This is a genomic window from Nocardioides segetis (genome assembly GCF_051390595.1).
Classification (GTDB): domain Bacteria; phylum Actinomycetota; class Actinomycetes; order Propionibacteriales; family Nocardioidaceae; genus Nocardioides.
In genome coordinates, this window is sequence record NZ_JBNINR010000009.1 from 107018 (window position 1) to 132334 (window position 25317).

At 72.5% G+C, this 25317-nt stretch carries 23 protein-coding genes; 21 read left to right on the forward strand and 2 right to left on the reverse strand.

Features of this window, described 5'->3' with window-relative positions; translation table 11 throughout:
* The first annotated feature begins 30 nt into the window (after positions 1-30).
* The 9 genes from ACPZVR_RS16720 (at position 31) to ACPZVR_RS16760 (ending at position 9818) form a co-directional block, all read left to right on the forward strand.
* Entirely contained in the window at positions 31-828 is a 798-nt protein-coding gene (locus tag ACPZVR_RS16720) for a TIGR03084 family metal-binding protein (protein ID WP_436700742.1), read from the forward strand.
* Complete coding sequence (locus ACPZVR_RS16725; RefSeq protein ID WP_436700743.1) at positions 825-2618, forward strand: acyclic terpene utilization AtuA family protein; 1794 nt, start codon at positions 825-827, stop codon at positions 2616-2618. Before ACPZVR_RS16720 ends, ACPZVR_RS16725 begins: the two co-directional genes overlap by 4 nt.
* Complete coding sequence (locus tag ACPZVR_RS16730) at positions 2615-3766, forward strand: acyl-CoA dehydrogenase family protein (RefSeq protein WP_436700744.1); 1152 nt, start codon at positions 2615-2617, stop codon at positions 3764-3766. Before ACPZVR_RS16725 ends, ACPZVR_RS16730 begins: the two co-directional genes overlap by 4 nt.
* Before the next feature lie 9 nt (positions 3767-3775).
* Entirely contained in the window at positions 3776-4273 is a 498-nt protein-coding gene (locus ACPZVR_RS16735; RefSeq protein WP_436700745.1) for an SRPBCC family protein, read from the forward strand.
* Positions 4270-5889, forward strand: coding sequence for an acyl-CoA carboxylase subunit beta (locus ACPZVR_RS16740; RefSeq protein WP_436700746.1), 1620 nt, complete (start codon positions 4270-4272; stop codon positions 5887-5889). The genes ACPZVR_RS16735 and ACPZVR_RS16740 overlap by 4 nt, the downstream gene beginning before the upstream one ends.
* A 5-nt stretch (positions 5890-5894) precedes the next feature.
* A complete protein-coding gene (locus ACPZVR_RS16745; protein WP_436700747.1) occupies positions 5895-7853 on the forward strand; it encodes an acetyl/propionyl/methylcrotonyl-CoA carboxylase subunit alpha in 1959 nt (652 codons plus the stop codon).
* Positions 7850-9019: an acyl-CoA dehydrogenase family protein gene (locus ACPZVR_RS16750; protein WP_436700748.1), complete on the forward strand. Its 1170-nt coding sequence runs from the start codon at positions 7850-7852 to the stop codon at positions 9017-9019. The genes ACPZVR_RS16745 and ACPZVR_RS16750 overlap by 4 nt, the downstream gene beginning before the upstream one ends.
* A gap of 142 nt (positions 9020-9161) precedes the next feature.
* Complete coding sequence (locus ACPZVR_RS16755; protein WP_436700749.1) at positions 9162-9383, forward strand: DUF2191 domain-containing protein; 222 nt, start codon at positions 9162-9164, stop codon at positions 9381-9383.
* A 24-nt stretch (positions 9384-9407) separates the two neighbouring features.
* Entirely contained in the window at positions 9408-9818 is a 411-nt protein-coding gene (locus ACPZVR_RS16760) for a TA system VapC family ribonuclease toxin (protein WP_436700750.1), read from the forward strand.
* Positions 9819-9856: 38 nt separating this feature from the next.
* Here ACPZVR_RS16760 and ACPZVR_RS16765 read toward each other — a convergent pair whose 3' ends face one another.
* Both ACPZVR_RS16765 and ACPZVR_RS16770 read right to left on the reverse strand, forming a co-directional pair.
* A complete protein-coding gene (locus ACPZVR_RS16765) occupies positions 9857-11395 on the reverse strand; it encodes a class I adenylate-forming enzyme family protein (RefSeq protein WP_436700751.1) in 1539 nt (512 codons plus the stop codon).
* A complete protein-coding gene (locus ACPZVR_RS16770) occupies positions 11392-12618 on the reverse strand; it encodes an alpha-hydroxy acid oxidase (protein ID WP_436700752.1) in 1227 nt (408 codons plus the stop codon). Before ACPZVR_RS16770 ends, ACPZVR_RS16765 begins: the two co-directional genes overlap by 4 nt.
* A 191-nt stretch (positions 12619-12809) precedes the next feature.
* On the opposite strand from ACPZVR_RS16770, the gene ACPZVR_RS16775 reads away from it, so the two are divergent.
* From ACPZVR_RS16775 to ACPZVR_RS16830, 12 genes are all read left to right on the forward strand, one after another.
* Complete coding sequence (locus ACPZVR_RS16775) at positions 12810-14282, forward strand: family 78 glycoside hydrolase catalytic domain (protein WP_436700753.1); 1473 nt, start codon at positions 12810-12812, stop codon at positions 14280-14282.
* Positions 14200-15522: an alpha-L-rhamnosidase-related protein gene (locus ACPZVR_RS16780; RefSeq protein ID WP_436700831.1), complete on the forward strand. Its 1323-nt coding sequence runs from the start codon at positions 14200-14202 to the stop codon at positions 15520-15522. The genes ACPZVR_RS16775 and ACPZVR_RS16780 overlap by 83 nt, the downstream gene beginning before the upstream one ends.
* Positions 15519-16505, forward strand: coding sequence for an ABC transporter permease (locus ACPZVR_RS16785; protein WP_436700754.1), 987 nt, complete (start codon positions 15519-15521; stop codon positions 16503-16505). The genes ACPZVR_RS16780 and ACPZVR_RS16785 overlap by 4 nt, the downstream gene beginning before the upstream one ends.
* Positions 16502-17395 carry an ABC transporter permease gene (locus tag ACPZVR_RS16790; protein ID WP_436700755.1) on the forward strand — a complete coding sequence of 298 codons (894 nt, stop codon included), beginning with the start codon at positions 16502-16504 and terminating at the stop codon, positions 17393-17395. The genes ACPZVR_RS16785 and ACPZVR_RS16790 overlap by 4 nt, the downstream gene beginning before the upstream one ends.
* Complete coding sequence (locus tag ACPZVR_RS16795; protein ID WP_436700756.1) at positions 17392-18402, forward strand: ABC transporter ATP-binding protein; 1011 nt, start codon at positions 17392-17394, stop codon at positions 18400-18402. The genes ACPZVR_RS16790 and ACPZVR_RS16795 overlap by 4 nt, the downstream gene beginning before the upstream one ends.
* On the forward strand, positions 18399-19349 hold the full coding sequence (locus tag ACPZVR_RS16800) for an ABC transporter ATP-binding protein (RefSeq protein ID WP_436700757.1): 951 nt from the start codon (positions 18399-18401) through the stop codon (positions 19347-19349). The genes ACPZVR_RS16795 and ACPZVR_RS16800 overlap by 4 nt, the downstream gene beginning before the upstream one ends.
* Before the next feature lie 106 nt (positions 19350-19455).
* Positions 19456-20997: an ABC transporter substrate-binding protein gene (locus ACPZVR_RS16805; RefSeq protein WP_436700758.1), complete on the forward strand. Its 1542-nt coding sequence runs from the start codon at positions 19456-19458 to the stop codon at positions 20995-20997.
* Positions 20998-21028: 31 nt separating this feature from the next.
* On the forward strand, positions 21029-21841 hold the full coding sequence (locus ACPZVR_RS16810) for an SDR family NAD(P)-dependent oxidoreductase (protein ID WP_436700759.1): 813 nt from the start codon (positions 21029-21031) through the stop codon (positions 21839-21841).
* A 36-nt stretch (positions 21842-21877) separates the two neighbouring features.
* Positions 21878-22807, forward strand: coding sequence for a C-terminal binding protein (locus tag ACPZVR_RS16815; RefSeq protein WP_436700760.1), 930 nt, complete (start codon positions 21878-21880; stop codon positions 22805-22807).
* A complete protein-coding gene (locus ACPZVR_RS16820) occupies positions 22804-23736 on the forward strand; it encodes a zinc-dependent alcohol dehydrogenase (RefSeq protein WP_436700761.1) in 933 nt (310 codons plus the stop codon). The genes ACPZVR_RS16815 and ACPZVR_RS16820 overlap by 4 nt, the downstream gene beginning before the upstream one ends.
* Positions 23737-23762: 26 nt before the next feature.
* Positions 23763-24545, forward strand: coding sequence for an MBL fold metallo-hydrolase (locus tag ACPZVR_RS16825; RefSeq protein WP_436700762.1), 783 nt, complete (start codon positions 23763-23765; stop codon positions 24543-24545).
* A complete protein-coding gene (locus ACPZVR_RS16830; RefSeq protein WP_436700763.1) occupies positions 24542-25291 on the forward strand; it encodes an IclR family transcriptional regulator in 750 nt (249 codons plus the stop codon). Before ACPZVR_RS16825 ends, ACPZVR_RS16830 begins: the two co-directional genes overlap by 4 nt.
* The last annotated feature ends 26 nt before the right edge of the window (positions 25292-25317 follow it).

Below are 25317 nucleotides of genomic sequence, written 5' to 3' on the forward strand. Positions count from 1 at the left end.
CGCGACGAACGAGCGACCGGGGAGCCCGGCATGAGTGTCCTCGACGAGGTGATCGCCGACCTGAGCGCCGAGGGCGATCAGCTGCGCGCGACGGTCGCCGGCCTCGACGCCGAGGCCTGGCGTACGGCGACCCCCGCCGAGGGCTGGGATGTGGCGACGACCATCGCCCACCTGCTGTGGACCGACGAGGTCGCGGTGCTCGCCGCAGGGGCACTGAGCGACGAGGGCAAGCAGGCGTGGGACGCCGTCGTCCTGACCGCGATCGAGGACCCGTCCGGGTTCGTCGACAAGGAGGCGCTGCGGATCGGCGCCGAGGCGCCCGACGTGCTCCTCGCGCGCTGGGACGCCGCCCGCCCGGCGTTGCTCGACGCGTTGCGCGGCTACCCCGACGGCCAGAAGATGCCGTGGTTCGGCCCGCTGATGGCGCCGACGTCGATGGCGACCGCCCGGTTCATGGAGACGTGGGCCCACGCGCTCGACGTCTACGACGCGATCGGCGTCCGCCCCGAGGTCACCGACCGGATCCGCCACGTCGCCCACATCGGCGTCCGCACCCGCAACTTCGCCTACGCCAACAACGGCCTCGACGCCCCCGCCGAGGAGTTCCGCGTCGAGCTGACGGCTCCTTCTGGGGCTTTGTGGACTTGGGGGCCCGCGGAAGCGACGCAAAAGGTGACGGGAACCTCGTACGAGTTCTGCCAGCTCGTCACCCAGCGCATCCACCGCGACGACACGGACCTGAAGGCGGTCGGCGACGACGCCGAGAAGTGGCTCACCATCGCCCAGGCCTTCGCCGGCCCGGCCGGCGGCGGGCGGGACCCCCGATGACGAGCCACGCCGGCAGCGCGGCGGGAGTATCCCGCCGGCAGCTTGCTGCCTCCCATGGAGACGGAGACGCGCTCGGCCGGAGAGCGCTGAGGATCGCCAACTGCAGCGGCTTCTACGGCGACCGCCTCTCCGCGCTGCGCGAGCAGCTCGAAGGGGGAGAGGTCGACGTCATCACCGGCGACTACCTCGCCGAGCTGACCATGCTCATCCTCGGCATGGACACGCTGCGCGACGCCGATCTCGGCTACGCGCGGACCTTCCTCACGCAGCTCGAGGACACCCTCGGCCTCGCGCTCGACAAGGGGGTCAAGATCGTCAGCAACGCCGGCGGCCTCAACCCCGCGGGGCTGGCGCGCAGGATCCAGGAGCTCGGCACCGGGGCCAAGGTCGCCTACGTCGAGGGCGACGACCTCCGCCCGGCCGACCTCTTCGAGGGCGCACTCACCGCCAACGCCTACCTCGGCGCCTTCGGCATCGCGTCCGCGCTGAGCAACGGCGCCGATGTCGTCGTCACCGGCCGGGTGACCGACGCCAGCGTCGTGGTCGGCCCCGCGATCGCCCACCACGGCTGGACGCCCACCGACTACGACGCGCTCGCCGGAGCGGTCGTCGCGGGCCACGTCATCGAGTGCGGCACCCAGGCCACGGGGGGCAACTTCTCCGGCTTCCGCGAGCTGTTCCGCTCCGGGGCACCGATGGACAAGCCGCTCGGCTTCCCGATCGCCGAGGTGGCGGCCGACGGCAGCAGCGTGATCACCAAGCACACCGGCACCGGCGGCGCGGTCACGGTCGACACCGTGACCGCCCAGCTGCTCTACGAGATCCAGACGACGCGCTACCTCAACCCCGACGTCACCACCCGGCTCGACTCCATCCGCCTGCACCAGCAGGGCCCCGACCGGGTCGAGATCACCGGTGTCACCGGCACCGCGCCCGCGGAGCGACTCAAGGTCGCGGTCAACCGGCTCGGCGGCTACCGCAACCAGGTCGAGTTCGTGCTCACCGGGCTCGACATCGACGCGAAGGCCGAGTGGGTCCGCGCGCAGCTCGACGGGCGGCTGAGCGCTGCCGACATCACCTGGACCCAGACCCCCGCCCGCACCGGCGACGCGGACACCGAGGAGGGCGCCTCGGTCATCCTGCGCTGCATCGGCAAGGACCCGCAGGCCGGCCCCCTCGGCAAGCCGTTCACCGGTCCGGCCGTCGAGCTCGCCCTCGCCAGCTACCCCGGCTTCACGATGACCACCCCGCCCCAGAAGCCGTCGCCGTTCGGCATCTACACCCCCGAGTACGTCGACAGGGGCCAGGTCGAGCACGCGGTGGTCCACCACGACGGCACCCGGGAGGTGATCGCCGACCCGACCACCTTCGCCGACCCCGCGGAGCTCGACCCGGAGCTCGGCAAGCGGCCCACGCCGTACCCGGCCCCGGCGGACACGATCACCCGCCGGATGCCGCTCGGCACGTTCGTGCACGCGCGCTCCGGCGACAAGGGCGGCAACGCGAATCTCGGCCTGTGGGTCAAGAACGACGGCTCCCCGAAGTACGACGCCCGGGTGCAATGGCTGGCGAAGATCGTCAAGGACCGCAAGATCCGCGAGCTGATCCCCGAGGCGCGCGACCTCGATGTCGACGTCTACGTGCTGCCCAACCTCGGCGCGGTCAACGTCGTGATCCACGGCCTCCTCGGCGACGGCGTCGCCGCGTCCACCCGGTTCGACCCGCAGGCCAAGGGCCTCGGCGAGTGGGTCCGCAGCCGGATCGTCCACATCCAGGAGGACCTCGTATGACCAGCTTCGACCACGGCTGGACCCCCGAGCAGCTCGCCCTGAAGCAGAGCGCCATCGCGTTCACCGAGCGCGAGGTGACGCCCTACCTCGACCAGTGGGAGAGGGACGGCGAGCTGCCGCGCGAGCTGCAGAAGAAGCTCGCCCACGCGGGCCTGCTCGGCGTCGGCGTCAGCGAGGAGGTCGGCGGCGACGGCGGCACGCTCATGGACATCTGCGCCGCGCAGGAGGGCTTCATGGAGGCCGGCTGGTCCGGCGGCGCGATGGCGTCGGCGTTCACGCACGGCATCGCGATCCCGCACATCATCCAGAACGGCAGCAAGGAGCTGATCGACGCCTGGGTCCGCCCCACCCTGGCCGGCGACCTGATCGGCTCGATGGCCGTCACCGAGCCGGGCACCGGCTCCGACGTCGCGAGCATCACCACCCGCGCCGTGCGCGACGGCGATCACTGGGTGATCAACGGCGCCAAGACGTTCATCACCTCCAGTGTCCGCGGGGACTTCGTCACCACGGCGGTCCGCACGGGCGAGGCCGGCGCGCACGGCATCTCGATGATCGTCGTCCCCAAGGGGACGCCCGGTTTCACCGTCTCGCGCAAGCTCGACAAGATGGGCTGGCTCGCCTCCGACACCGGCGAGCTGTCGTACGTCGACGTCCGCGTGCCGGTCGGCAACCTGGTCGGCCAGGAGAACCACGGCTTCTACTACATCGCCGAGAACTTCGTCACCGAGCGGATCTTCCTCGCGCTGATGGGCTACGGCCACGCGCTGCGCTGCCTCAACCTGTCGGTGCAGTACTGCAAGGATCGCGAGACCTTCGGCAAGCCGCTGGTGAAGAACCAGGTGGTGCGCGCCAAGCTGGTCGAGATGCACCGCCAGGTCGCGGTGGCGCGCGGCTACACGCTCGAGGTCGCGCAGCGCTACGTCGCCGGCGAGAACGTGATCGCCGAGGCCTGTCTGGCCAAGCAGACCGCCGTCGACACGGCGGTCTGGGTCGCCGACCAGGCGGTCCAGCTCCACGGCGGCATGGGCTACATGCGCGAGTCCGAGGTCGAGCGGCACTACCGCGACGTCCGTCTGCTCCCGATCGGCGGCGGTGCGACCGAGGTCCTCACCGACCTGGCCGCCCGTCTCCTCGGCTACGCGTAGGAGAGAGCGATGAGTCTGATGAAGCCGCTGGGCGGCGAGGTGACGGTGCACATGAAGGCGCCGGTCGAGGAGGTCTGGGCGCTGGTCAGCGACGTCACCCGGATCGGCGAGTTCTCGCCCGAGACCTTCGAGGCGGTCTGGACCCACGGCGCCACCGGGCCGGCCGTCGGCGCACGGTTCAAGGGGCACGTCAAGCGCAACGGCGTCGGCCCCGTCTACTGGACGCCCTGCACGGTCACGAAGGCCGTCGAGCCCGGCAGCAACGGGGAGGGGGTCTTCGAGTTCGCCGTCGGGCTCGACGGCAACGCCCTCAACACGTGGGGCTACCGGATGCGGCCCGTGGACGGCGGCACCAGCGTCACCGAGTACTTCCGGCTCACGCCGGCCTGGTACCTGCGCGGCTACTGGCTGGTCCTCGGCCGACTGCGCGGCAGGACCAACGAGCGCGGCATGCGCACGACCCTGGAGAGGATGAAGGCGGTGCTGGAGGAAGTGAGCCAGGCATGACCACGACCGAGACCGAGACCGGAGCCGCGACGGAGGCGCCGGCCGAGCAGACCCGGCGCGAGGCCATGGAGGCCAAGCTCGCCGACCTGCATGCCGAGCAGACCAAGGCCGTCGAGGCCGGCGGCAAGTACATCTCCCGCCACAGGGAGCGCGGCAAGCTGACCGCCCGCGAGCGGATCGACCTGCTGGTCGACGAGGGCTCGGCCTTCCTCGAGCTGATGCCGCTAGCCGGCTGGGGCAGCGACTTCGCGGTCGGCGCCTCGCTCGTGACGGGCATCGGCGTGGTCGAGGGCGTGGAGTGCCTGATCGTCGCCAACGACCCCACGGTCAAGGGCGGCGCGCTCAACCCGTGGTCGCTCAAGAAGTCCTTCCGGGCGGCCGAGATCGCCGAGAAGAACTTCCTTCCCACGATCAATCTCACCGAGTCCGGCGGCGCGGACCTGCCGACCCAGAAGGAGATCTTCATCCCCGGTGGTCGCGGCTTCCGCGACCTCACCCGGGCCAGCGCCCGCAAGCAGCCCACGATCTCGGTGGTCTTCGGCAACTCGACCGCGGGCGGCGCCTACGTCCCGGGCATGAGCGACTACGTGATCATGGTCAAGGAGCAGGCCAAGGTGTTCCTGGCCGGCCCGCCGCTGGTGAAGATGGCCACGGGTGAGGAGTCCGACGACGAGACCCTCGGTGGTGCCGAGATGCACTCGCGGATCTCCGGGCTGTCCGACGCGCTGGCCGTCGACGAGCACGACGCGATCCGGCTCGCCCGGCGTACCGTCGCCCGGCTCAACTGGCGCAAGCACGGCGCCGTCCCCGCCGAGGCGTTCGCCGAGCCCGACCTCGACCCCGAGGACCTGCTCGACCTGATCCCGACCGACCTCAAGGAGCCGTTCGACCCGCGCGAGGCGATCCTGCGGATCGTCGACGGCACCGGCCCCGGCAACGAGGTGCCCTTCGACGAGTTCAAGCCGCTCTACGGCTCGGCGCTGTGCGTCGGCTGGGCGAAGCTCCATGGTCACCCGATCGGCATCCTCGCCAACGCCCGTGGCGTGCTGATGAGCGAGGAGGCCCAGAAGGCCGCGCAGTTCATCCAGCTGGCCAACCAGAAGGACACGCCGCTGCTCTTCCTGCACAACACGACCGGCTACATGGTCGGCGCGGAGTACGAGCAGGGCGGCATCATCAAGCACGGCGCGATGATGATCAACGCGGTGTCGAACTCGAAGGTCCCGCACCTGACCGTGATCATGGGCGCGTCCTACGGCGCCGGCAACTACGGCATGAACGGGCGGGCCTACGACCCGCGCTTCCTCTTCACCTGGCCCTCGGCCAAGTCGTCGGTGATGGGACCGGCGCAGCTGGCCGGCGTGCTCGAGATCGTCGCGCGCGAGTCCGCGGAGAAGAAGGGCCAGCCCTTCGACGCCGAGGGCTTCGTCGCGATCAAGGAGATGGTCGAGACGCAGATCGAGGAGCAGTCGCTGCCTTACGTCCTCTCCGGGATGGTCTACGACGACGGCGTCATCGACCCGCGCGACACCCGGACGGTGCTGGGCATCTGCCTGTCCGTCATCGACAACCAGCCGATCGAGGGCGCCATGAACTTCGGCGTCTTCAGGATGTGAGCGCCATGATCACCCGACTCCTGGTGGCCAACCGCGGCGAGATCGCCCGCCGCGTCTTCCGCACCGCCCGCCGCCTCGGCATCGAGACCGTGGCCGTCCACTCCGACGCCGACGCGGGGCTGCCGTTCGTGCGGGAGGCGGACTTCGCCTGCCGCCTGCCGGGGAACACGCCGGCCGAGACCTACCTGCGCGGCGACCTTGTCATCGCCGCCGCGCTCAAGGCCGGCGCCGACGCGATCCACCCCGGCTACGGCTTCCTCTCTGAGAACGCCGCGTTCGCGCGCCAGGTCGCCGATGCAGGTCTGGTCTGGCTCGGGCCCGACCCGTCCTCGATCGACTCGATGGGCTCCAAGATCGAGTCCAAGAAGCTGATGGACGCCGCCGGCGTGCCGGTCCTCGGCAACCTCACCGTCGACACGGCGACCGAGGCGGACCTGCCACTGCTGGTCAAGGCCTCGGCCGGTGGCGGTGGCCGCGGCATGCGCGTCGTGCGCTCGCTCGGCGAGCTGGCCGGCGAGGTCGAGAAGGCGGCGGCCGAGGCCGAGTCGGCCTTCGGCGACGGCACCGTCTTCGTCGAGCCGTACGTCGAGCGCGGCCGCCATGTCGAGGTCCAGGTCGTCGGCGACCGGTCCGGCAACGTCGAGGTCTTCGGCACCCGCGACTGCTCGCTGCAGCGCCGGCACCAGAAGGTCGTCGAGGAGGCGCCGGCCCCCGGCCTGTCCGACACGGTGCGCACCGCGATGCACGACGCCGCCCGGGCCGCGGCCCAGGCGGTCGACTACGTCGGGGCCGGCACCGTCGAGTTCCTCTACGACGCCGACACCGAGCGCTTCTTCTTCCTGGAGATGAACACCCGGCTCCAGGTCGAGCACCCGGTCTCCGAGCTGATCCACGGCGTCGACCTGGTCGAGCTCCAGATCGCGGTGGCCGAGGGCCGTCCGCTCCCGCCGGTCACCGAGCCGGTGGGGCACGCGATCGAGGTCCGGCTCTACGCCGAGGACCCGGCCGCCGACTACGCGCCCCAGACCGGGCGGCTGCTCGAGCTCGAGGTCGACCACGACGACGCCTTCGCGCTCGCCGGCTTCGGCGTCCGCCTCGACACCGGCTTCGAGTCCGGCGACGAGGTCGGCACCTTCTACGACGCCATGCTGTCGAAGGTCATCGCCTGGGCGCCGACCCGCGAGCAGGCCGTCCGCTCGCTCGCGCGAGTGCTGGAGAAGGCCCGGATCCACGGCCTGGTCACCAACCGCGACCAGCTCGTCGCCTCGCTGCGACACCCCGCGTTCCTGGACCCGGCCGGCCTGACGACCTCCTTCTACGCCGACCACCCCGAGACGCTCGCGTCCCCCGGCGCCGACGACCTGCTGCCGCTGGCCGGCGCGGTCGCGCTCGCCGAGCACCGTCGTACCGGTGCGCAGGTGCAGTCCCGGATCCCGGCCGGCTTCCGCAACGTCGACGCCGGGCCGCGCTCGACCCGGCTCGGTCTCGGGGCCGAGGAGGTCGACGTGCGCTGGTACGGCGGCCGCGACGGCTACCGCAGCGCCGAGCGCGGCGACGTGGTCGTCGTCTCCGCGACGCCGGCCGAGGTCGTGCTCGACGTCGACGGGGTCACTCGGCGCTACCGGACCCGGGTGCTCGACGACGCGGTGCTGGTCGACGGCCCGCGCGGCGGGGCCACCCTCCGGATCTTGCCGCGCTTCGTCGACCCGTCGACCCAGGTCGCGGAGGGGTCGCTGCTGGCACCGATGCCGGGCAGCGTGATCGCGGTCCGGGCGGCTCTCGGGGACGTCGTACGGGAGGGTCAGCCGATCCTCGTGATGGAGGCCATGAAGATGCAGCACACCATCGCGGCGCCCTACGCGGGCACCGTCACCGAGCTGTCGGCGAGCGCCGGTCAGCAGGTCGAGGCGGGCGCCGTGCTCGCCGTCGTGGAGCCCGAGGGCTCGGAGGAGGAAACCGCATGACGCAGACGATGTTCACTGAGCCCGAGGAGCGCGTCGCGCTGCGCGAGGCGGTCAAGAAGCTCGCGAGCAAGTACGGCCGCGAGTATGTCGAGAAGCAGGCCCGCGAGGGCGGCAAGATGACCGAGATGTGGCTCGAGATGGGCCGCAACGGCTTCCTCGGCGTCAACATCGCCGAGGAGTACGGCGGCGGAGGTGGCGGCATGGCCGACCTGGCCGCGGTCCTCGAGGAGTCGGCGGCGGCCGGCGCGCCGCTGCTCATGATGGTGGTCTCGCCGGCCATCTGCGGCTCGATCATCAGCCGCTGCGGCACCGACGAGCAGAAGCAGCGCTGGCTGCCCGCCATCGCCGACGGCACGCACCTGATGGCCTTCGGCATCACCGAGGCCGACGCCGGCTCGAACTCGCACCAGATCACCACCACCGCCACCCGCGACGGCGACCACTGGGTGCTCAACGGGCAGAAGACGTTCATCTCCGGCGTCGACGAGGCGCAGTCGGTGCTCATCGTGTCGCGCACCGAGGACGCGAAGACCGGCAAGCTCAAGCCGGCGCTCTTCGTCGTACCCACCGACGCCGAGGGCTTCACCAAGCAGCCCATCCCGATGTCCTGGCAGGCGCCGGAGAAGCAGTTCACCCTCTTCCTCGACGACGTCCGGGTGCCCGCCGACAGCCTGGTCGGCGACGAGGACGGCGGCCTGTGGCAGCTCTTCGCCGGGCTCAACCCCGAGCGGATCATGGGCGGCGCGTTCTCCTGCGGCATCGCGCGTTACGCGCTGGAGAAGGCGACGGCGTACGCCAAGGAGCGCTCGGTCTGGAAGGACCAGCCCATCGGCGCCCACCAGGGCATCGCCCACCCGCTCGCCAAGGTGAAGATCGAGCTCGAGCAGGCGCGCCTGCTGTGGCAGAAGGCCGCCGCGCTCTACGACGCCGGGGACGACTTCACCGCCGGCGAGTACGCCAACATGGCCAAGTACGCCGGCGGCGAGGTCGCCTGCAACGCCACCGACGTCGCCGTCCACACCCACGGCGGCAACGGCCTGACCCAGGAGTACGGCCTCGGCAACATGCTCGTCGCCGCCCGCCTCGGGCGGATCGCCCCTGTCAGCCGGGAGATGATCCTCAACTTCGTCGCGATGCACTCGTTGGGGCTGCCGAAGTCGTACTGAGGGGTGGTGGGAGTTTCACCGGCCGGCCGGTGAAACTCATGCTGGGACGAGGAAGCTTCCTCGTCCCAGCATGAGTTTCGTCGTCCCACCCCCGCCCATGTCCACAGCCAGGCGTGATGCGCTGATGCGATAGCATCAGATCATGCGCACCACCTTGGACCTCGACGACGACGTCGTGGCAGCGGCCCGCGAGCTGGCCGGTGCCCAGCGGCGCTCGTTGGGTGCCGTCGTGTCCGAGCTGGCGCGGCGCGGCCTCACTCCGGCCAAGGTCGACGCGGACGGAGAGCTGCCGGTGATCCGGGTGCCGGCCGGGACCGCCCCGATCACGCCGGAGATGGTGCGGCGCGCGCTCGACGAGGACTGATCGCGGATGGCCTCCCCTGGACGGGTGCACCTTCTCGACGTCAACGCCCTGGTGGCCCTGGCGTGGGACTCGCACGTCCACCACGCCGCGATCCGGTCGTGGTTCCGTGGTCACGCACGGCGCGGCTGGGCGACCTCGCCGGTCACCGAGAGCGGATTCGTCCGGGTGTCCTCCAACCCGAAGGCACTGCCTGCCGCCATCGGCGTCGGCGCGGCCCGCGAGGTGCTTCGCGGGCTCCGATCAGCAACGGGCCACCGGTTCTGGGTGGATGACGTGTCGCCCACCGACGGGGACGTTCCCTCGCCGCTCGGCCACCGTCAGGTGACCGACGCGCAGCTGCTGACGCTCGCCCGCCGGCGCGGCGGTGCCGTGCTGACCTTCGACGCCGGCCTGGCCACCCTCGGGAGCGACGACGTCGTCCTCCTGGACGTCTGACTCGCGGGTCCCGAGGTGCCCACGCGGCGGCTGTCACCTCACTCCCGGAGGTCGTCGCGGCGGATCTTCCCCGTGGCTGTCTTGGGGAGGTCGGCGACCAGATGCACCTCCCGCGGCGCCTTGTACGCCGCCAGCCGGGCGCGGGCGTGCGCGATGAGGGCCTCGGGCGTGGCCTGGTGGCCCGCGGCGAGGACGACGTGGGCGACGACGGCCTCGCCGCGGTAGTCGTCGGGCCGGCCGACGACGGCGGCCTCGTGCACGGCGGGATGCTCGTAGAGCACGTCCTCGACCTCTCGCGGCCACACCTTGTAGCCGGAGACGTTGATCTGGTCCTTGAGCCGGTCGACCAGGTAGATCCAGCCGTCGGCGTCGGCCACCACGACGTCGCCGGTGTGCAGCCGGCCCTCCGGCATCGTCCGTGCGGTCGCCTCAGGGTTGCGCCAGTAGCCGGGCACCACCTGGCTGCCGCTGAGCACCAGCTCGCCCGGCTCGCCGGGCGCGGCCGGCGAGCCCGCGTCGGTGACGACCTCGACGCCGACCCCGGGCAGGGCCCGGCCGATCGCGACCGCCCCGGACGCCGGGTCGACGGGAGCGGCCACGCCGAGCGGGACGGCGATCACGGCCGAGGTGGACTCGGTCATGCCGTAGGCGTTGTGGATGGCGATCCCGAACCGCTCGCGGAACCGGTCCAGCGAGGCCTGGGGCACGGGCGCGCCGCCGGTGTACGCCGCGCGCAGCGACTCGAGGTGACGGCGCTCGGCCCACTCCACCTGCTCGATCGCGTGGAAGGCGGTGATCGAGGCGATGGTGAAGGTCGCCGCCTCCGCCTCGATCGTGCGCACGGCGTCGGCGGGGTCGAAGCGGCCGGAGAGGGCGAGCGTCGCGCCGCCAGCGAGGGCGAGGGCCGCCGAGGCGACGGCTCCGGTGATGTGGAACAGCGGCGCGGCGGCGTACACGACGTCGTCCTCGGTCAGCTCGATCCAGGCGGCGTACCGCTCGACGGTCGCGAGCACGTTGCCGTGGGTGTTCATCGCGCCCTTGGGCGGACCCGTCGTGCCCGAGGTGTAGGTCAGCAGTGCCACGTCGTGCAATGCGGACTCGTGCTCGGCGACGAGGGCGCCGACGTGCTCCCCGACGACGTCGCCGAGCGTGGGGTCCTCGTCGGCGACGCCGAGCCACCAGTCGACATCGGTCCCCGCCGCGGCCTCGCCGAGCGCGTCGAGGTCGGTGGTCGACGCGATGACGCCGACCGCGCCCGAGTCGGCGAGGAGGTGGTGCAGCTCCCGGTCGCGGTACATCGGGTTGGCCAGCACGCCCACCGCGCCGAGCCGCCACAGGGCGAGCAGCGCGAGCGGGAAGGCGGGCACGTTCTGCAGATGCAGGGCGACCCGGTCGCCCGGTCCGACGCCGCGACCGGCCAGTGCGGCGGCGAGGGCGGTGGCGTCGGCGTCGAGCTCGGCTGCAGTCCAGCGCCGGCCGCGGTGGCTGAGCGCCACCCGGCCCGGGTCCGCTCTCACGCGCGCCCGCCAGGCGGCGGCCAGCGAGGTCGGCGGAGTCGGTGGGGTCGGCGCGGTCATTGCGGGCTCCCGGGCAGGGAGACGTGCCGGGGCGCGAGCTCGGCGACCGAGCGCGCGCCGAGCAGCCGCATGGTGCGCACCAGCTGGGTCTCCAGGATCGTGATGCTGCGCTCGACCCCGGGCAGCCCGCCGGCCATCAGGCCGTAGAGGTACGCGCGGCCGATGAGCACGAAGTCCGCGCCCAGGGCGAGGGCGGCGGCGATGTCCTGGCCGTGCATGACGCCGGTGTCGAGGATGATCTCGGGGTCCGGTCCCAGCGCGGCCCGGGTCGCGGGCAGCAGGGTCAGCGGGACGGGCGCGCGGTCGAGCTGGCGGCCGCCGTGGTTGGACAGGACGACCGCGTCGGCGCCCGCGTCCACGGCCCGGCGCGCATCCTCGACCGTCTGGATCCCCTTGACGACGAGCTTGCCGGGCCAGCGCTCGCGCAGCCAGGCGAGGTCGTCGAACGAGACCGACGGGTCGAACATCGCGTCGAGCAGCTCGGCGATGGTTCCGGACCAGCTGGTGAGCGAGGCGAACGTCAGCGGCGGCGTGGTGAGCAGGTCGGTCCACCAGCGCGGTCGCGGGATGGCGTCGAGCACGGTGCGCGGGGTCAGGGTGGGCGGGATCGTCATCCCGTTGCGTACGTCGCGCAGCCGGGCCCCCGCGACCGGGACGTCGACGGTGACCACGAGCGTGTCGTACCCCGCCGCAGCGGCGCGGTCGACCAGGCCGACGGAGCGCTCCCGGTCGGTCCACATGTAGAGCTGGAACCAGCGCCGGACGCCGGGTGCCGCCGCTGCGACGTCCTCGAGCGACGTCGTCGCCATCGTCGAGAGGGTGTAGGGGATCCCGGCGCGCTGGGCGGCGACCGCGCCGGCGATCTCGCCCTCGGTGTGCATCAGCCGGGTGAAGCCGGTCGGAGCGATCCCGAAGGGCAGGCGACTGGGCGCGCCGAGGATGTCGACGGAGGTGTCGACCGCGCCCACGTCGCGCAGGATCTCGGGGTGGAAGGTCAGCTCGCGGAACGTGGCCCGGGCCCGGTCCAGCGAGATCTCGGCGTCGGCGGCGCCGTCGGTGTAGTCGAAGGCCGCGCGCGGCGTACGGCGCCGGGCCATCGCGCGCAGCTCCTCGATGGTGTGCGCCCGCGCGAGCCGGTGGTGCCGTCCGAAGCCCGGGCGGCGGAACCGGATGAGGGGGGCGAGGTCGCGCCAGCGGGGCAGACGCCGGGGTGTCCGCGGCATCGCGGCAGGTTCATATACATGAACTTTGGTTCGCATACTTGACATGTGACGGACGATACACGAGGGTGAGGGCACTCCGCAGGGCTCGTCGAGCCCTGACCAGGGCGGAGCTCAGGAGGGCCTGCGGGCCGCGCCGCCGAGGCGCCGGCCGACGCTGCCCGTCGCCGTACCCGAGAGGATGTGAAGACCCCGTGAAGCAGGTCCCCGTCGAGGGTGCACCGGGCCTGGCGCCGCTCGCCGTCCCGGCAGCGGGCGCGGCCGCCGGGCTCCCGGCCCGCGACGACCACCGGCTGCGGGCCGGCTTCCGCCGGCGCGCGCTCGGGCTTCCGGTCCGCGACACCGTGCTGACCTGGGAGCCCGGCGCCGCGACGACGCCGGGGACCGGCTACCTGGTCGAGGCGACGCTCGCCGGCGCCCAGGTGTGGACGACGGCGACCGACGGCCCCGTCGCGATCCTTCCGGCCGACCTCGCCGGGACGGCTCGCCGCCTGGAGTGGCGCGTGCGCAGCGCGGACGGTGCGTGGGCCAGCGAGACCGCCACGGTCGAGTTCGGCCTGGCGGACGCCGCGGCGTGGGACGCACCGTGGGTCGCCGCGCCCGCCAACCCGTTCGCGCGGGAGACCGACGACCCGGCGCCGTACCTGCGCCGGGAGGTCGAGCTCGCCGCGGTGCCCCCGGCCGCGCGCCTGTATGTCACGGCTCTCGGGATCTACCGGATCTGGGTCAACGGCGTCGAGATCACCCACGACGACCTCCTCCGTCCCGGGTGGACGGAGTACGGCGTCCGCGTGCACCACCAGACCTTCGCCGTCGAGGCCCACCTCCGCCCGGGGCGCAATGTCGTCGCCGTCGCGCTTGCCAAGGGCTGGTACGCCGGCCGCGTCGGGCTGCTCCGTCACCCGGGCCTGTACGGCGAGCGCCCCGCGCTCCGCCTGCAGCTCGAGGCGACCACCGCCGCGGGGGAACGGACGCTCCTGCTCGGCACCTCCACCGACTGGCGGGCCGGCTCGGGCGCGGTCCGCGCCACCGACATGCTGCGCGGCGAGGTGCTCGACCTGCGCCGCGAGCCGCACGGCTGGACCGAGCCCGGGTACGACGACAGCGGCTGGGCTCCCGTCGAGACGATCACCCCTGCCCCCGACCCCGAGATCACCCCCCAGCCCCACGACACCGTCAGCGTGCTCGAGGTCCGCACCGGGGAGCTGGTGCGTGAGCACGGTCGCGGCCCGGCCGTCTTCGACTTCGGCCAGAACCTGGTCGGCTGGACCCGGATCACCTCACGGCTGCTGCCGCGCACCGAGGTCGTCGTCCGCCACGGCGAGATGCTCACCCCCGAGGACCTCGTCTACCGCGACAACCTGCGGGGGGGCGTTCCAGGAGGACCGCTTCGCCGGCGACGGCGAGGGCCGGCAGACGCTGGAGACCCGGTTCACCGTGCACGGCTTCCGCTACGCCGAGGTCTGGGGCCTGCCGAGCGCCGACACCTACGGCAACTACGCCCTGCCCGACGACGTGGAGGTCGAGGCCGTCGCGCTGACCGCGCTCCCGGAGCGGGTCGGCCGGTTCGAGAGCAGCAACGAGCTGCTCAACCGCTTCGCCTCGGCGGTCGAGTGGACCGTCCGCGACAACTTCATCGAGGTGCCGACCGACTGCCCCCAGCGTGACGAGCGCCTCGGCTGGCTCGGCGACGCCGGCGTGATCTCGCCGACGGCGCGCTACCTGCTGGACGTCGCGGCCTTCCTCGGCAAGTTCCTGCAGGACATCGCGGACACCCAGGGACCCGACGGCGAGATCCGCTCCTACGTCCCGCCCGTCCCTCCGGGCGACCGGCGCCCGGGCGCCCCCGGCTGGGCCGACGGCTTCGTCCGGATGGCCCACGTCCTCGCCGACACCTACGGCGACCTGCCCACGGTCGACCGTCTCTTCCCCGCGCTGGAGCGGTTCTGCGACCACGTCGACCGGCACAACCCCGACGGCCTGCGGGTCAACGAGGTCGGCGCCGACTTCGCCGACTGGCTCTCGCTGCCGGAGAAGGACGGCGAGCCGCTCCACCCGGGCTACGCCTGGACCGGGGCCCGCTCGACCGCGCCCCGCCCCGTCGTCGGCACCGCCCACACCTACCGCTCGCTGCGCCAGCTCGCCGACATCGCCCGCTGGACCGGGCGGGACGCCGCCGGCCGACGACTCGACGAACGGGCCGAGGACGTGCGCGCGGCGTACCGCAAGGCCTTCGTGGGCGACGACCTCGCGATCGACGGTGCCACCCAGACCGTCTACGCCCAGGCGATCGGCTTCGGTCTCCTCGGGGGCCCGGACGCCGCCGTCGCCGCCGAGCGCCTGGCCGCGATGGTCCGTGCGCGCGGACACGTCACGACCGGCATCCACGGCGTCCAGCACGTGCTGCCCGCGCTGATGCGGCACGGCCACGCGGAGCTGGCCTACGACATGCTGCTGCGCGAGGGCATGCCCGGCTGGCTCTACATGGCCGCGCGGGGCGCCACCACCGTGTGGGAGAAGTGGGACGGCCTGCGTCCCGACGCCACCTTGTCCACCGCACAGATGAACTCCTTCAACCACTGCGCGCTCGGTGCGGTCGGCGCCGCGCTGTTCGAGGAGGTGGCCGGCATCCGTGTCGGCGGTGCGCTCCGTGCGGGCCGGATCGGCGTCCAGCCCGTCTACTCCGAGCGGCTCGGCTGGGCCGGGGCGGTGCACGACAGTCCGCTCGGGCGGGTGGCCAGCCGCTGGGTCCACCACGGCGAGCGGGTCGACCAGGAGGTCGTCGTCCCCGCGGGGGCCCGCGTCGACTTCGCCGCGCCGGCCGGGTGGGCACTCGCCGACGGCGCCGTCGCGGCGTCCCTCGCCGCCGGCACCCATCACCTCGTGCTCACCCGGAGCCGATCGTGAGCCGCGCCCGCCTGATGCGGATCGGCCTCAAGGTGCTGCGGCTCGCCGCCGTGCTGCTGGTCGTCTGCACCCTGTGCTTCTTCAGCCTCGCCCTGCTCCCCGGCGACCCCGCCCGGCTGATGCTCGGCGACGCCGCCACCGACGACGCCGTCGCCACGCTGCGCAGCCAGCTGGGACTCGACCTGCCCACGATGGAGCGCTTCGCGCACTGGCTCGGCGGCGTCCTGCGTGGCGACCTCGGCGAGTCCTACCGGACCGGCCAGTCCGTCACCGACGTCCTGGCCGAGCGGGCACCGGTCACCGTGGAGCTGATCGTGCTCAGCCAGATCATCGCGCTCGGCCTCGCCGTGCCCGCCGCGATCGTCGCCGCCCACCGCCGCCGCACCGGCACGGACCGCGCCCTGAGCCTGTGGGTCTTCACGGCGCTGTCCACGCCGGACTTCGTGGTCGGCGTGGTGCTGATCTGGATCCTGTCGGTGCATCTGGGCTGGTTCCCGGCCAACGGCTACGCGCCGTGGTCGGACGGCGTCGGGCCGCACCTCTCCTCGATGATCATGCCGGCCATCGCGCTGGCGGGGACGTCCTTCGCCCTCTACCAGCGGGTGCTGCGCGCCGACCTGGTCGAGACCCTGCGCCAGGACTACATCGAGGTCGCCCGCGCCAAGGGACTCTCGCTGACCCGGATCACCTTCCGGCACGCGCTGCGGCCGAGCCTGCTCGGGCTGACCACCCAGATCGGCGTCACCGTCGGCATGCTGATCGGCTCGACGGTGGTCGTGGAGTCGCTGTTCGGGCTGCCGGGCATCGGCGACGAGCTCGCCGGTGCCGTCACGGCGCGCGACTACGTCGAGGTCCAGGGCCTGGTGCTGGTGATCGCGACCTCCTTCGTGCTCGTCAACGCGCTGGTCGACGTCCTCTACCCCGTGATCGACCCGCGCCTCGCCGCGTCCGGGTCCCGTCGCGCCCGCGGAGGTGCCCGATGACCGCGTCCGCACCCGTGCCCACCCCCGCTCCGTCTCCCGACGCCGATCGTCGGCGCCGTCGTACCCGGCGCGGAGGCCGCTGGACGATCGCCGAGCGGCTCTCGGCCGGCTGGCTCGTCCTGCTCGTCGGCGGCATGCTCCTGCTCCCGGCGCTGCGCGGCACCGACCCGCTCGACATCGGGGCGGAGAGCCGGTTCGCCAAGCCCGGAGCCGACCACTGGCTCGGCGCCGACAACCTCGGCCGCGACCTGCTGGCCCGGGCCCTCGACGGGGCCCAGGTCTCGGTGCTCATCGGTGTCGGCTCGGTGCTCATCGCCGCGCTGATCGGCGTCCCGCTCGGCATGATGTCGGCCTACTACGGCGGTGCCGTCGCCGCGGTCGTCTCCTTCGTCGTCGACGTCATCTTGGCCTTCCCCGGCCTGGTGCTGGCCCTGGGCCTGGCGTCCTTCCTCGGCGCGAGCGTCACGAACGTGATGATCGCGATCACGGTGCCGATGTTCCCGGTCTTCGTCCGGCTGGCCCGCGCCCAGACGCTCTCCCTGCTGGAGAGGGAGTACCTCGAGGCGAGCGAGGTGATCGGCACGCCCGTGCTGTCGATCATGCGTCGCGACGTCCTGCCCAATATCTCCGAGGCGATCCTCGCCTTCGGCTTCGTGAGCATCGGCCGCGCCATCCTCATCGAGGGCAGCCTGAGCTTCCTCGGCATCGGCGTCCCGCGCACCCAGCCCACGTGGGGCGGGATGATCAACGAGGGCCGCATCTACATGACCACCGACCCCCTGCTGATCCTCGTCCCCGGGGCCTTCCTGCTGTTGACGATCCTCAGCCTCAACCTCATCTCCGACCGGTTCCTGGTCGACGGTGACCCTGCGACGGGAGCGCGCGCATGAGCGCCGACGAGCCGCTGCTGCGGGTCCGCGACCTGGTGGTCGAGTTCCGCACCGCCGCCGGACCGCTGCGCGCGGTCGACGGCGTCAGTCTCGACGTGGCCCGCGGCGAGCGTCTGGGCATCGTCGGCGAGTCGGGCTCCGGCAAGTCCGTGCTGTCCCGTACGGCGATGGGCCTACTCGGTCGCAAAGACGCGCGGATCACCGGCGAGATCACGTTCCGGGGTCGCGACCTGCTCGCCCTGGGCGAACGTGAGCGGCGCGAGCTGTGGGGCCGCGAGATCGCGATGGTCTTCCAGGACCCGCTGAGCTCGCTGCACCCGATCACGCCGGTGGGCGAGCAGATCGTCGAGACGCTGCGCCGTGACCCGGCCATGGACAAGGCGAGGGCGCGTGCCCGGGCTGTCGAGCTGCTCGACATGGTCGGCATCCCGCAGGCGGAGCGACGCTTCCGGTCTCGGCCGCACGAGCTGTCCGGCGGCATGCGCCAGCGGGTGATGATCGCGATCGCGGTCGCCAACAGCCCGTCCCTGCTGTTCGCCGACGAGCCGACCACGGCGCTCGACGTCACGGTCCAGGCCCGCATCCTCGAGCTCTTCGACCAGCTGTGTCGCGAGCTGTCCATCGGCCTGGTGATGGTGAGCCACGACCTCGGCGTGGTGGCCCACCACACCGACTCGGTGGCCGTCATGTACGCCGGTCGGATCGCCGAGCAGGGCCGGGTCGACGACGTGCTGCGCACTCCGCGCATGCGCTACACGAGCGCGCTGCTGGCCGCGATCCCCCGGATCGAGCACGGCCGACGGGCACTGCCCCGCCCGATCGGCGGGCTGCCGCCGGACCTCGTCGACCCGCCCCCGGGCTGCCGGTTCGCGCCGCGGTGCCCGGCGGCGGTCGCGGCGTGCGCGGACCAGGTGCCGGCGCTGGAGCCCGCGGCCGGCGTACCCGACCACCGGTTCGCGTGCTGGAACCCCACCGAGCAGACCCAGGGGACGGAGGTCGCGCGATGACCACGAGCAGCGATCCCGTGCTGGAGGTCCGGGGCGGCGGCGTCACCTTCCGTGACGCCGACCGCCGCGAGTTCCACGCCATCGACGACGTCGACCTGCAGCTGCGCCGCGGCGAGATCCTCGGCCTGGTCGGCGAGTCCGGCTGCGGCAAGTCGACCACGGCCCGGGTCCTGATGGGCCTGCAGCGGCTGACCCGCGGGCAGATCCTCCTCGACGGCGGCCCCGTCGTCCCCGGCCGCCGGTCGCTGGCGCCGCGGGTGCAGGCGATCTTCCAGAACCCGGCGGGATCGTTCAATCCTCGCCGCTCCCTGCTGGACTCGGTCGCCGAGCCGCTGCGGGTCTGGAAGCAGGGCACGCCGGCCGAGCGCCGGGACCGGGCCCTGGAGGAGCTGGCCCGGGTGGGCATCTCCCCGCAGATGGCGCAGCGCCGGCCGTCCGAGGTCTCCGGCGGCCAGTGCCAGCGGGCCGCGATCGCGCGGGCCACGGTGCTGCGGCCCGAGGTCCTCATCTGCGACGAGCCGGTCTCCGCGCTCGACGTGTCGATCCAGGCCCAGATCCTCGAGCTGCTCGCCGAGCTCCGCGAGGAACAGGGTCTGGCGATGCTGTTCATCTCCCACGACCTCTCGGTCGTGGCGACGCTGTGCGACCGCACGGCGGTGATGTACGCCGGCACGGTGGTCGAGCAGGGTGACACCCCTGCCGTCACCGACCGGCCCCGGCACCCCTACACCGCGATCCTCCACGACTCGGTCCCCACGCTGGCCCCCGCCGGCGCGGCGACCGGCCTGCGGATGCGCCCGGCGGCCGGCACGGTCGACGGGCGCGCCGAGCCCGGCTGCCGGTTCGCCGCCCTGTGCCCGCTGGCGCAGGACGACTGCCGTGTCGCCCGCCCCGACCTGCAGCCAGGTGATCACACCGCCGCCTGCCTGCACCCGCTGGGCTCCTGATCTCCCGACCAGGACCCGCACCGCAACGCACGCCGACGTGCGTCGATCACAAGGAGAAGAGATGACCACATTCGGATCTGGCGGGCTCGGACGCCTCCGGACCGCGATGGCTGCCTCCGTAGCGGGCGTCCTGCTGTTCGCCGGCTGCTCCGGCGGCGGCTCCGGCTCCGACTCCGACGACCCCCAGAGCGGCGGCACCCTGCGGGTCGGCATGAGCTCGGAGGTCACCACCCTCGACCCGGCGAAAGGGTCGGCCAACGCGATGGCACTGACCGGCTACGCCATCTACGACACCTTGATGAAGGTGGAGAAGCTCGGTGACGAGCCGGCTCCGAACATCGCGGAGTCGATGGAGCCCAACGCCGACTTCACCGAGTGGACGATGAAGCTCCCGTCGGGCCTGAAGTTCAGCGACGGCACGCCCTTCGACGCCGCGGCGGTGAAGTTCAACATGGACCGCCACCTCGACCCCGACACGGCGTCGACGGCCAAGTCGCTGCTGTCCTCCGTGGAGTCGGTGGACGCGCCCGACGCCACGACCGTGGTCTTCCACCTCAAGCACGCCTACGCCGGCCTGCCCTACGCCTTCTCCTACGACGGGAGCGGCACGGCGGGCTACATCGCCTCGCCGACCGCGCTGCAGCAGTACGGCGACGACTACACCGGTCACGCGGCCGGCGTCGGTCCCTACAAGCTCGAGTCGTGGGGCCCGGGCAAGGACACCGTGCTGGTCCGCAACCCGGAGTACTGGGGCGAGGACGAGCCCTACCTCGACAAGGTGCAGATCCGGCTGATCGAGGACGAGCAGGCCCGCTTCCAGGCGCTCCAGGCCGGCGACATCGACTACGCGCCGACGATCAACCCCACGATCATGCTGCAGGCGCAGAACGACGCGTCGGTCAACCTCGTCCAGGGCGTCGGCAGCGACCAGGACTCGATCGTCCTCAACCTGACGAAGCCGCCCTTCGACGACCTGCGGGTCCGCCAGGCGGTGTCGATGGCGCTGGACCGCGAGGAGATCGTGGACCTCACCAAGGAGGGCATGGCCGAGCCGGCCGTCAACCTCTTCCCGGAGTCCGACCCGTTCCACGACGACCACGAGGTCCCCGGCTACGACCTCGACGAGGCCAAGCGGCTGATCGCCGAGTACGAGGCCGAGACCGGCTCCGAGGTCTCCTTCACCTACATGTGCCGGCCGACGGTCAACACCACCGACGTCATCGAGCGCCAGCTCACCGAGGCGGGCATGGACGTGAAGGTCGACGTGCAGGAGAGCACTACCGCGGTCTCGAACTTCATCGCGGGCAAGTACGACGCCGCGTGCTGGACCATGGCGGGCTTCCTCACCCCGGACCTGCTGCCCTACCGGTTCTTCTACTCGAGTGGCGACCTGAACAGCGGCGGCTTCGCCGACCCGGAGTTCGACAAGCTCGTGGACGACGCGCGGCTCACCGCCGACCAGGACGAGCGCAAGGACCTGTGGGGCCAGGCCGACGGCATCCTCACCGAGGAGCTGCCGTGGGTGTGGACGACCAGCCAGCCGATCGGCTTCGTCTACTCCGACCGGGTCCACAGCGTCGATCTCGACGAGCCGAGCCGCCTGCGCTACTACGTGCCGACCATCAACAACGTCTGGCTCTCGAAGTAGCACCCGCACCGGATCCGGAGGAAGGAACACCATGGAGAACGCAGTGCAGCGGCCGCGGGTCGCCGTCGTGACCGGTGCCGCGTCCGGCATCGGCCGTGCCACGGCCGAGCTGTTCGCCGCCCGCGGCCACGTCGTGGCTGCGCTCGACCTCGCCGAGGAGCGCCTGCACCAGGTGGCTGCCGAGGCATCCTCCTCCGGATCCGGCCGGATCCTGCCCGTCGCGGTCGACGTCGCCGACCGCGACCGGGTGGGCGCGGCGCTCGACGAGGTGGCGGCTGCCCACGGCGGCATCGACGCCGTGGTCAACTGCGCCGCGAGCTTCCTCGCCCGCGGCCTCGACGTCACCCCCGACGAGTGGGACGCCGTGCTGCGCGTCAACGTGCGCGGCATCAGCAACGTGGTCCAGGCCGCGCACCCCCACCTGGCCCGCTCCGCCGGCGCGGCGGTCGTCAACACCGCCAGCATCTCCGCCCACATCGCCCAGCCCCGGCGCTGGACCTACAACGCCACCAAGGGCGCCATCGTCAGCCTGACCCGCTGCATGGCGATGGACCTCGCCGTCGACGGGATCCGCGTCAACTCGATCTCGCCGGGCTGGATCTGGACGCCCGAGGTCGCCTCCGCGGCGGCCGACGGGGGCCGCGAGCGGTGGGAGCCGGTCTGGGGCCGCTACCACCTGCTCCGCCGCCTCGGGGAGGCGAGCGAGGTCGCCGCCGCCATCGGCTTCCTCTGCTCGCCGGAGGCGAGCTTCATCACCGGCGTCGACCTGCCCGTCGACGGCGGCTACCTCGCCATGGGCCCGGAGGGGCTCGGCGACACCTCCAGCTTCGCCGGCTCGGCCTGAGCCGCAGCGACGACCCGACACGACAAGAGAGTTCCCATGCGAAGAATCGTCATCACCGACACCAACCTGGGCGACGGGTCCCACGAGCGGGCCGAGCTCGGTGAGGGGTACGACGTGACGCTGGCCGGCGTGCTCACCGAGGAGGAGGTGATCGCGGCCGCCCAGGACGCCGAGGGGATCCTCGTGCAGTGGGCGCCGATGACCGAGCGCGTCTTCGCCGCGCTGCCCGGGCTGCGCGCGGTCGTGCGCTACGGCATCGGCCTCGACAACATCGACCTCGACGCCGCCGCCCGGCACGGCGTGGCCGTCAGCAACGTCGACGACTACTGCATCGCCGAGGTCGCCGACCACGCGGCCGCGTCGATCTACGCCCACAGCCGCCGACTGACCGCGGCCGCGCGCCGGGTCGCCGACCACGGCTGGAGCACGGCCGGCATCGCCCCGCCGTTGCCGCCGGCCCAGGACCCGGTGGGCATCGCCGGCTTCGGTCGGATCGGCCGCGCGGTCGCCGACCGCGTCGGCGCGCTGGGCTTCCCGGTGCACGTCTGGGACCCGTTCGCGACCGACCTGCCGTCGTCCGTGACTCGCCACGAGACCCTGGGCGAGCTGGCCGACGCGGTCCGCCACCTCACCCTGCACATGCCCTCGACCGCCGAGACCGCCGGTGTGGTCGACACCGCCGTGCTCGCCGCGCTCGGTGAGGGCGGCCACCTCGTCAACACCGCCCGGGGGGCGCTCGTGGACGAGGAGGCGCTGCTCGCCGCCCTCGACGCCGGGACCCTCGGCTTCGCCTCGCTCGACGTCCTGTCCAGCGAGCCGCCCGCGGGGATCGCCGCGCAGGTCGCCGCGCACCCGCGGGTCCTCGTGAACCCGCACATCGCCTACCTGTCGACGGAGTCGCTGCCGCAGCTGCGGGTGCGTGCCGCGACCCGGCTCGCCGCGCTGCTCGAGGACGACGCCCGGTGAAGGCCCTCGTCTTCACCGCCCCCGGCGTCGTCGAGCTCCAGGACGTGCCCGAGCCCGTCGCGGGCCCGGGCGAGGTGGAGATCCGGGTCGTCGCCTCGGGCATCTGCGGCAGCGAGCTGCACGGCATCACCCACACCGACTTCCGCAAGCCGCCGCTGGTGATGGGCCACGAGTTCTCCGGGACCACACCCGACGGCCGCCGGGTCACCGTGAACCCCCTGCTCAGCTGCGGAAGCTGCCCGGCCTGCGGCCGCGGGCAGGAGCAGCTGTGCGAGTCCCGCGCGATCATCGGCATCGACGCCCCGGGTGCGTTCGCCGAGCGCGTGGTCGTCCCGGAACGAGCCGTGCGCGAGCTGCCCGAGGGACTGTCCTTCACCCAGGCGGCGCTGGTCGAGCCGCTCGCCAACGCGGTGCACGCGATCCGGCTGGCCGGTCTGGGGCCGGACAGCCGCGTCGCCGTCCTCGGGGCGGGCACCATCGGCCTGACCTGCCTGCTGGTGGCGCTGCAGCACACGCCCGACGTCACCGTGACGGACCTGGCCCCGGGTCGCCTCGACCTGGCCGCCCGCCTCGGCGCCGCGCACACCGCCACCGGGCTGGAGGGACGCTACGACGCGATCATCGACGCCGTGGGCGCCGAGGTGACCCACCAGGCGTCGGTGGACTTCCTGCGGCCCGGCGGCACTGCCGTGTGGATCGGCCTGCTCAGCGCGTCGGCGGGGTTCGACGGCCAGGAGATCGTCCGGGCCGAGAAGCGCGTCGTCGGCTCGTACTGCTACACGCCACGGGACTTCGACGTGGCGCTCGACCTCGCGACCCGGGTTCCGCTGGACTGGGCCACCACGTTCCCCCTGACCGAGGGGGCCGAGGTGTTCACGAGCCTCATGTCGGGCGTCACCGCGACGACCAAAGCACTGTTGATGCCCTGACCACCAGGTCGGGAGAAGGAGGAGCGATGTCGTTCGGAGTGCGGATCCTGCCGCTGGGCACGGGGGAGGTCCCGGGCCCCGAGGTCTACTGGATGTCCGACTGGGACCAGTGGTACGAGCTGGCCTTCCAGGCCTTCCTCGTCGAGGGCGACGGCGTCCGGGCGCTGGTCGGGACCGGTCCCGCGCGGGACCTGACCGCGATGAACGAGGGCTGGGCCTCATTCCTCGGCGAGCGGGCGGCCTTCCGTCGCGAGCCCGGCCAGTGGCTGCCCGAGCAGCTCGCGGCGCTGGACGTGCCGCTCGACAGCATCACCCACGTGCTGCTGACACCGCTCCAGCTCTACACGACCGCGAACGTGCTGGCGTTCCCGGACGCCCAGGTCTGCATCACTCGACGCGGCTGGACGCACTTCCACACCAGCCACCGTCACCCGCACGACGACCGGGACACCTCGCTGCTCCCCGAGGTCGTCGCCCATCTCACCGGCCCCGCCTGGGACCGCGTGCGGCTGCTGGCCGACGAGGACGAGATCGCGCCGGGCCTGCGCACCTGGTGGACCGGCTCGCACCACCGGGCCTCGATGGCGGTGGAGGTCGACACCCCGGCCGGGGTGGTCACGATCACCGATGCCTACTTCACCGAGCGCAACCTGCGCGAGGACCACCCGATCGGCATCTGCGAGAACATCTACGAGGCGCTCGCCGCCCACGACCGGGTCCGGCGCACCGCCGACATCGCGCTGACCCTGTACGACGCCGGCCAGCTCGACCGCTACCCGGACGGCGTCGTCGTCCCGGTGCCGCGATGAGCGCGCCGGTCAAGTCCGCCGACCGGGTGCTGCTGATCTTCGAGCTGCTCACCGAGCATCCCGACGGGCTGACCCTGGCGGAGGTGCAGCAGCGGATGGGGCTGCCGAAGAGCAGCACCCACGGACTGCTGCACACGATGGTCATGCGCGGCTTCCTCGACCTCGACCCGGCGACCAAGCGATTCCGGATCGGCATCCGGCTGTGGCAGGCCGGACGGAGCTACCTCAGTGCCGCCTCGATCGAGAACCTCGCCCTGCCGTACATGGTCAAGGTCCGCGACGAGCTCAACGAGACCGTGCAGCTCGCCGTGCTCGACGGTGCCGACAACGTCTACGTCGCCAAGGTCGACCCCGACCACCAGCTCCGGCTCGCCTCCCACGTCGGCGCCCGGCTCCCGGCGTACGCCACGGGGATCGGGAAGGCGCTGCTGAGCACGCTCGACGACGAGGACGTGCTCGGCCGGGTCGGGACCGAGCCGTTCACGCGCTACACCAGCACCACGCTCCCCGACTCCCGCGCGCTGCTGGCGGAGCTGGCCGAGGTCCGCGAGCGCGGGTTCGCCGAGGACCACGCCGAGTACACCCCCGGCGTCTTCTGCGTCGCCGTGCCGCTGGCCCGCACCACCGAGCACCAACCGGCCATGAGTGTGTCGATCCCCGACGTCCGCAAGACCGACGAGCTCATCGCCCAGGCGATCCGCTCGCTCCAGGACGCCGCCGCGGCGATCGCCGCGCGGATCGCCTGACCCGCCTCTCCTCCATTCCCCCGTCC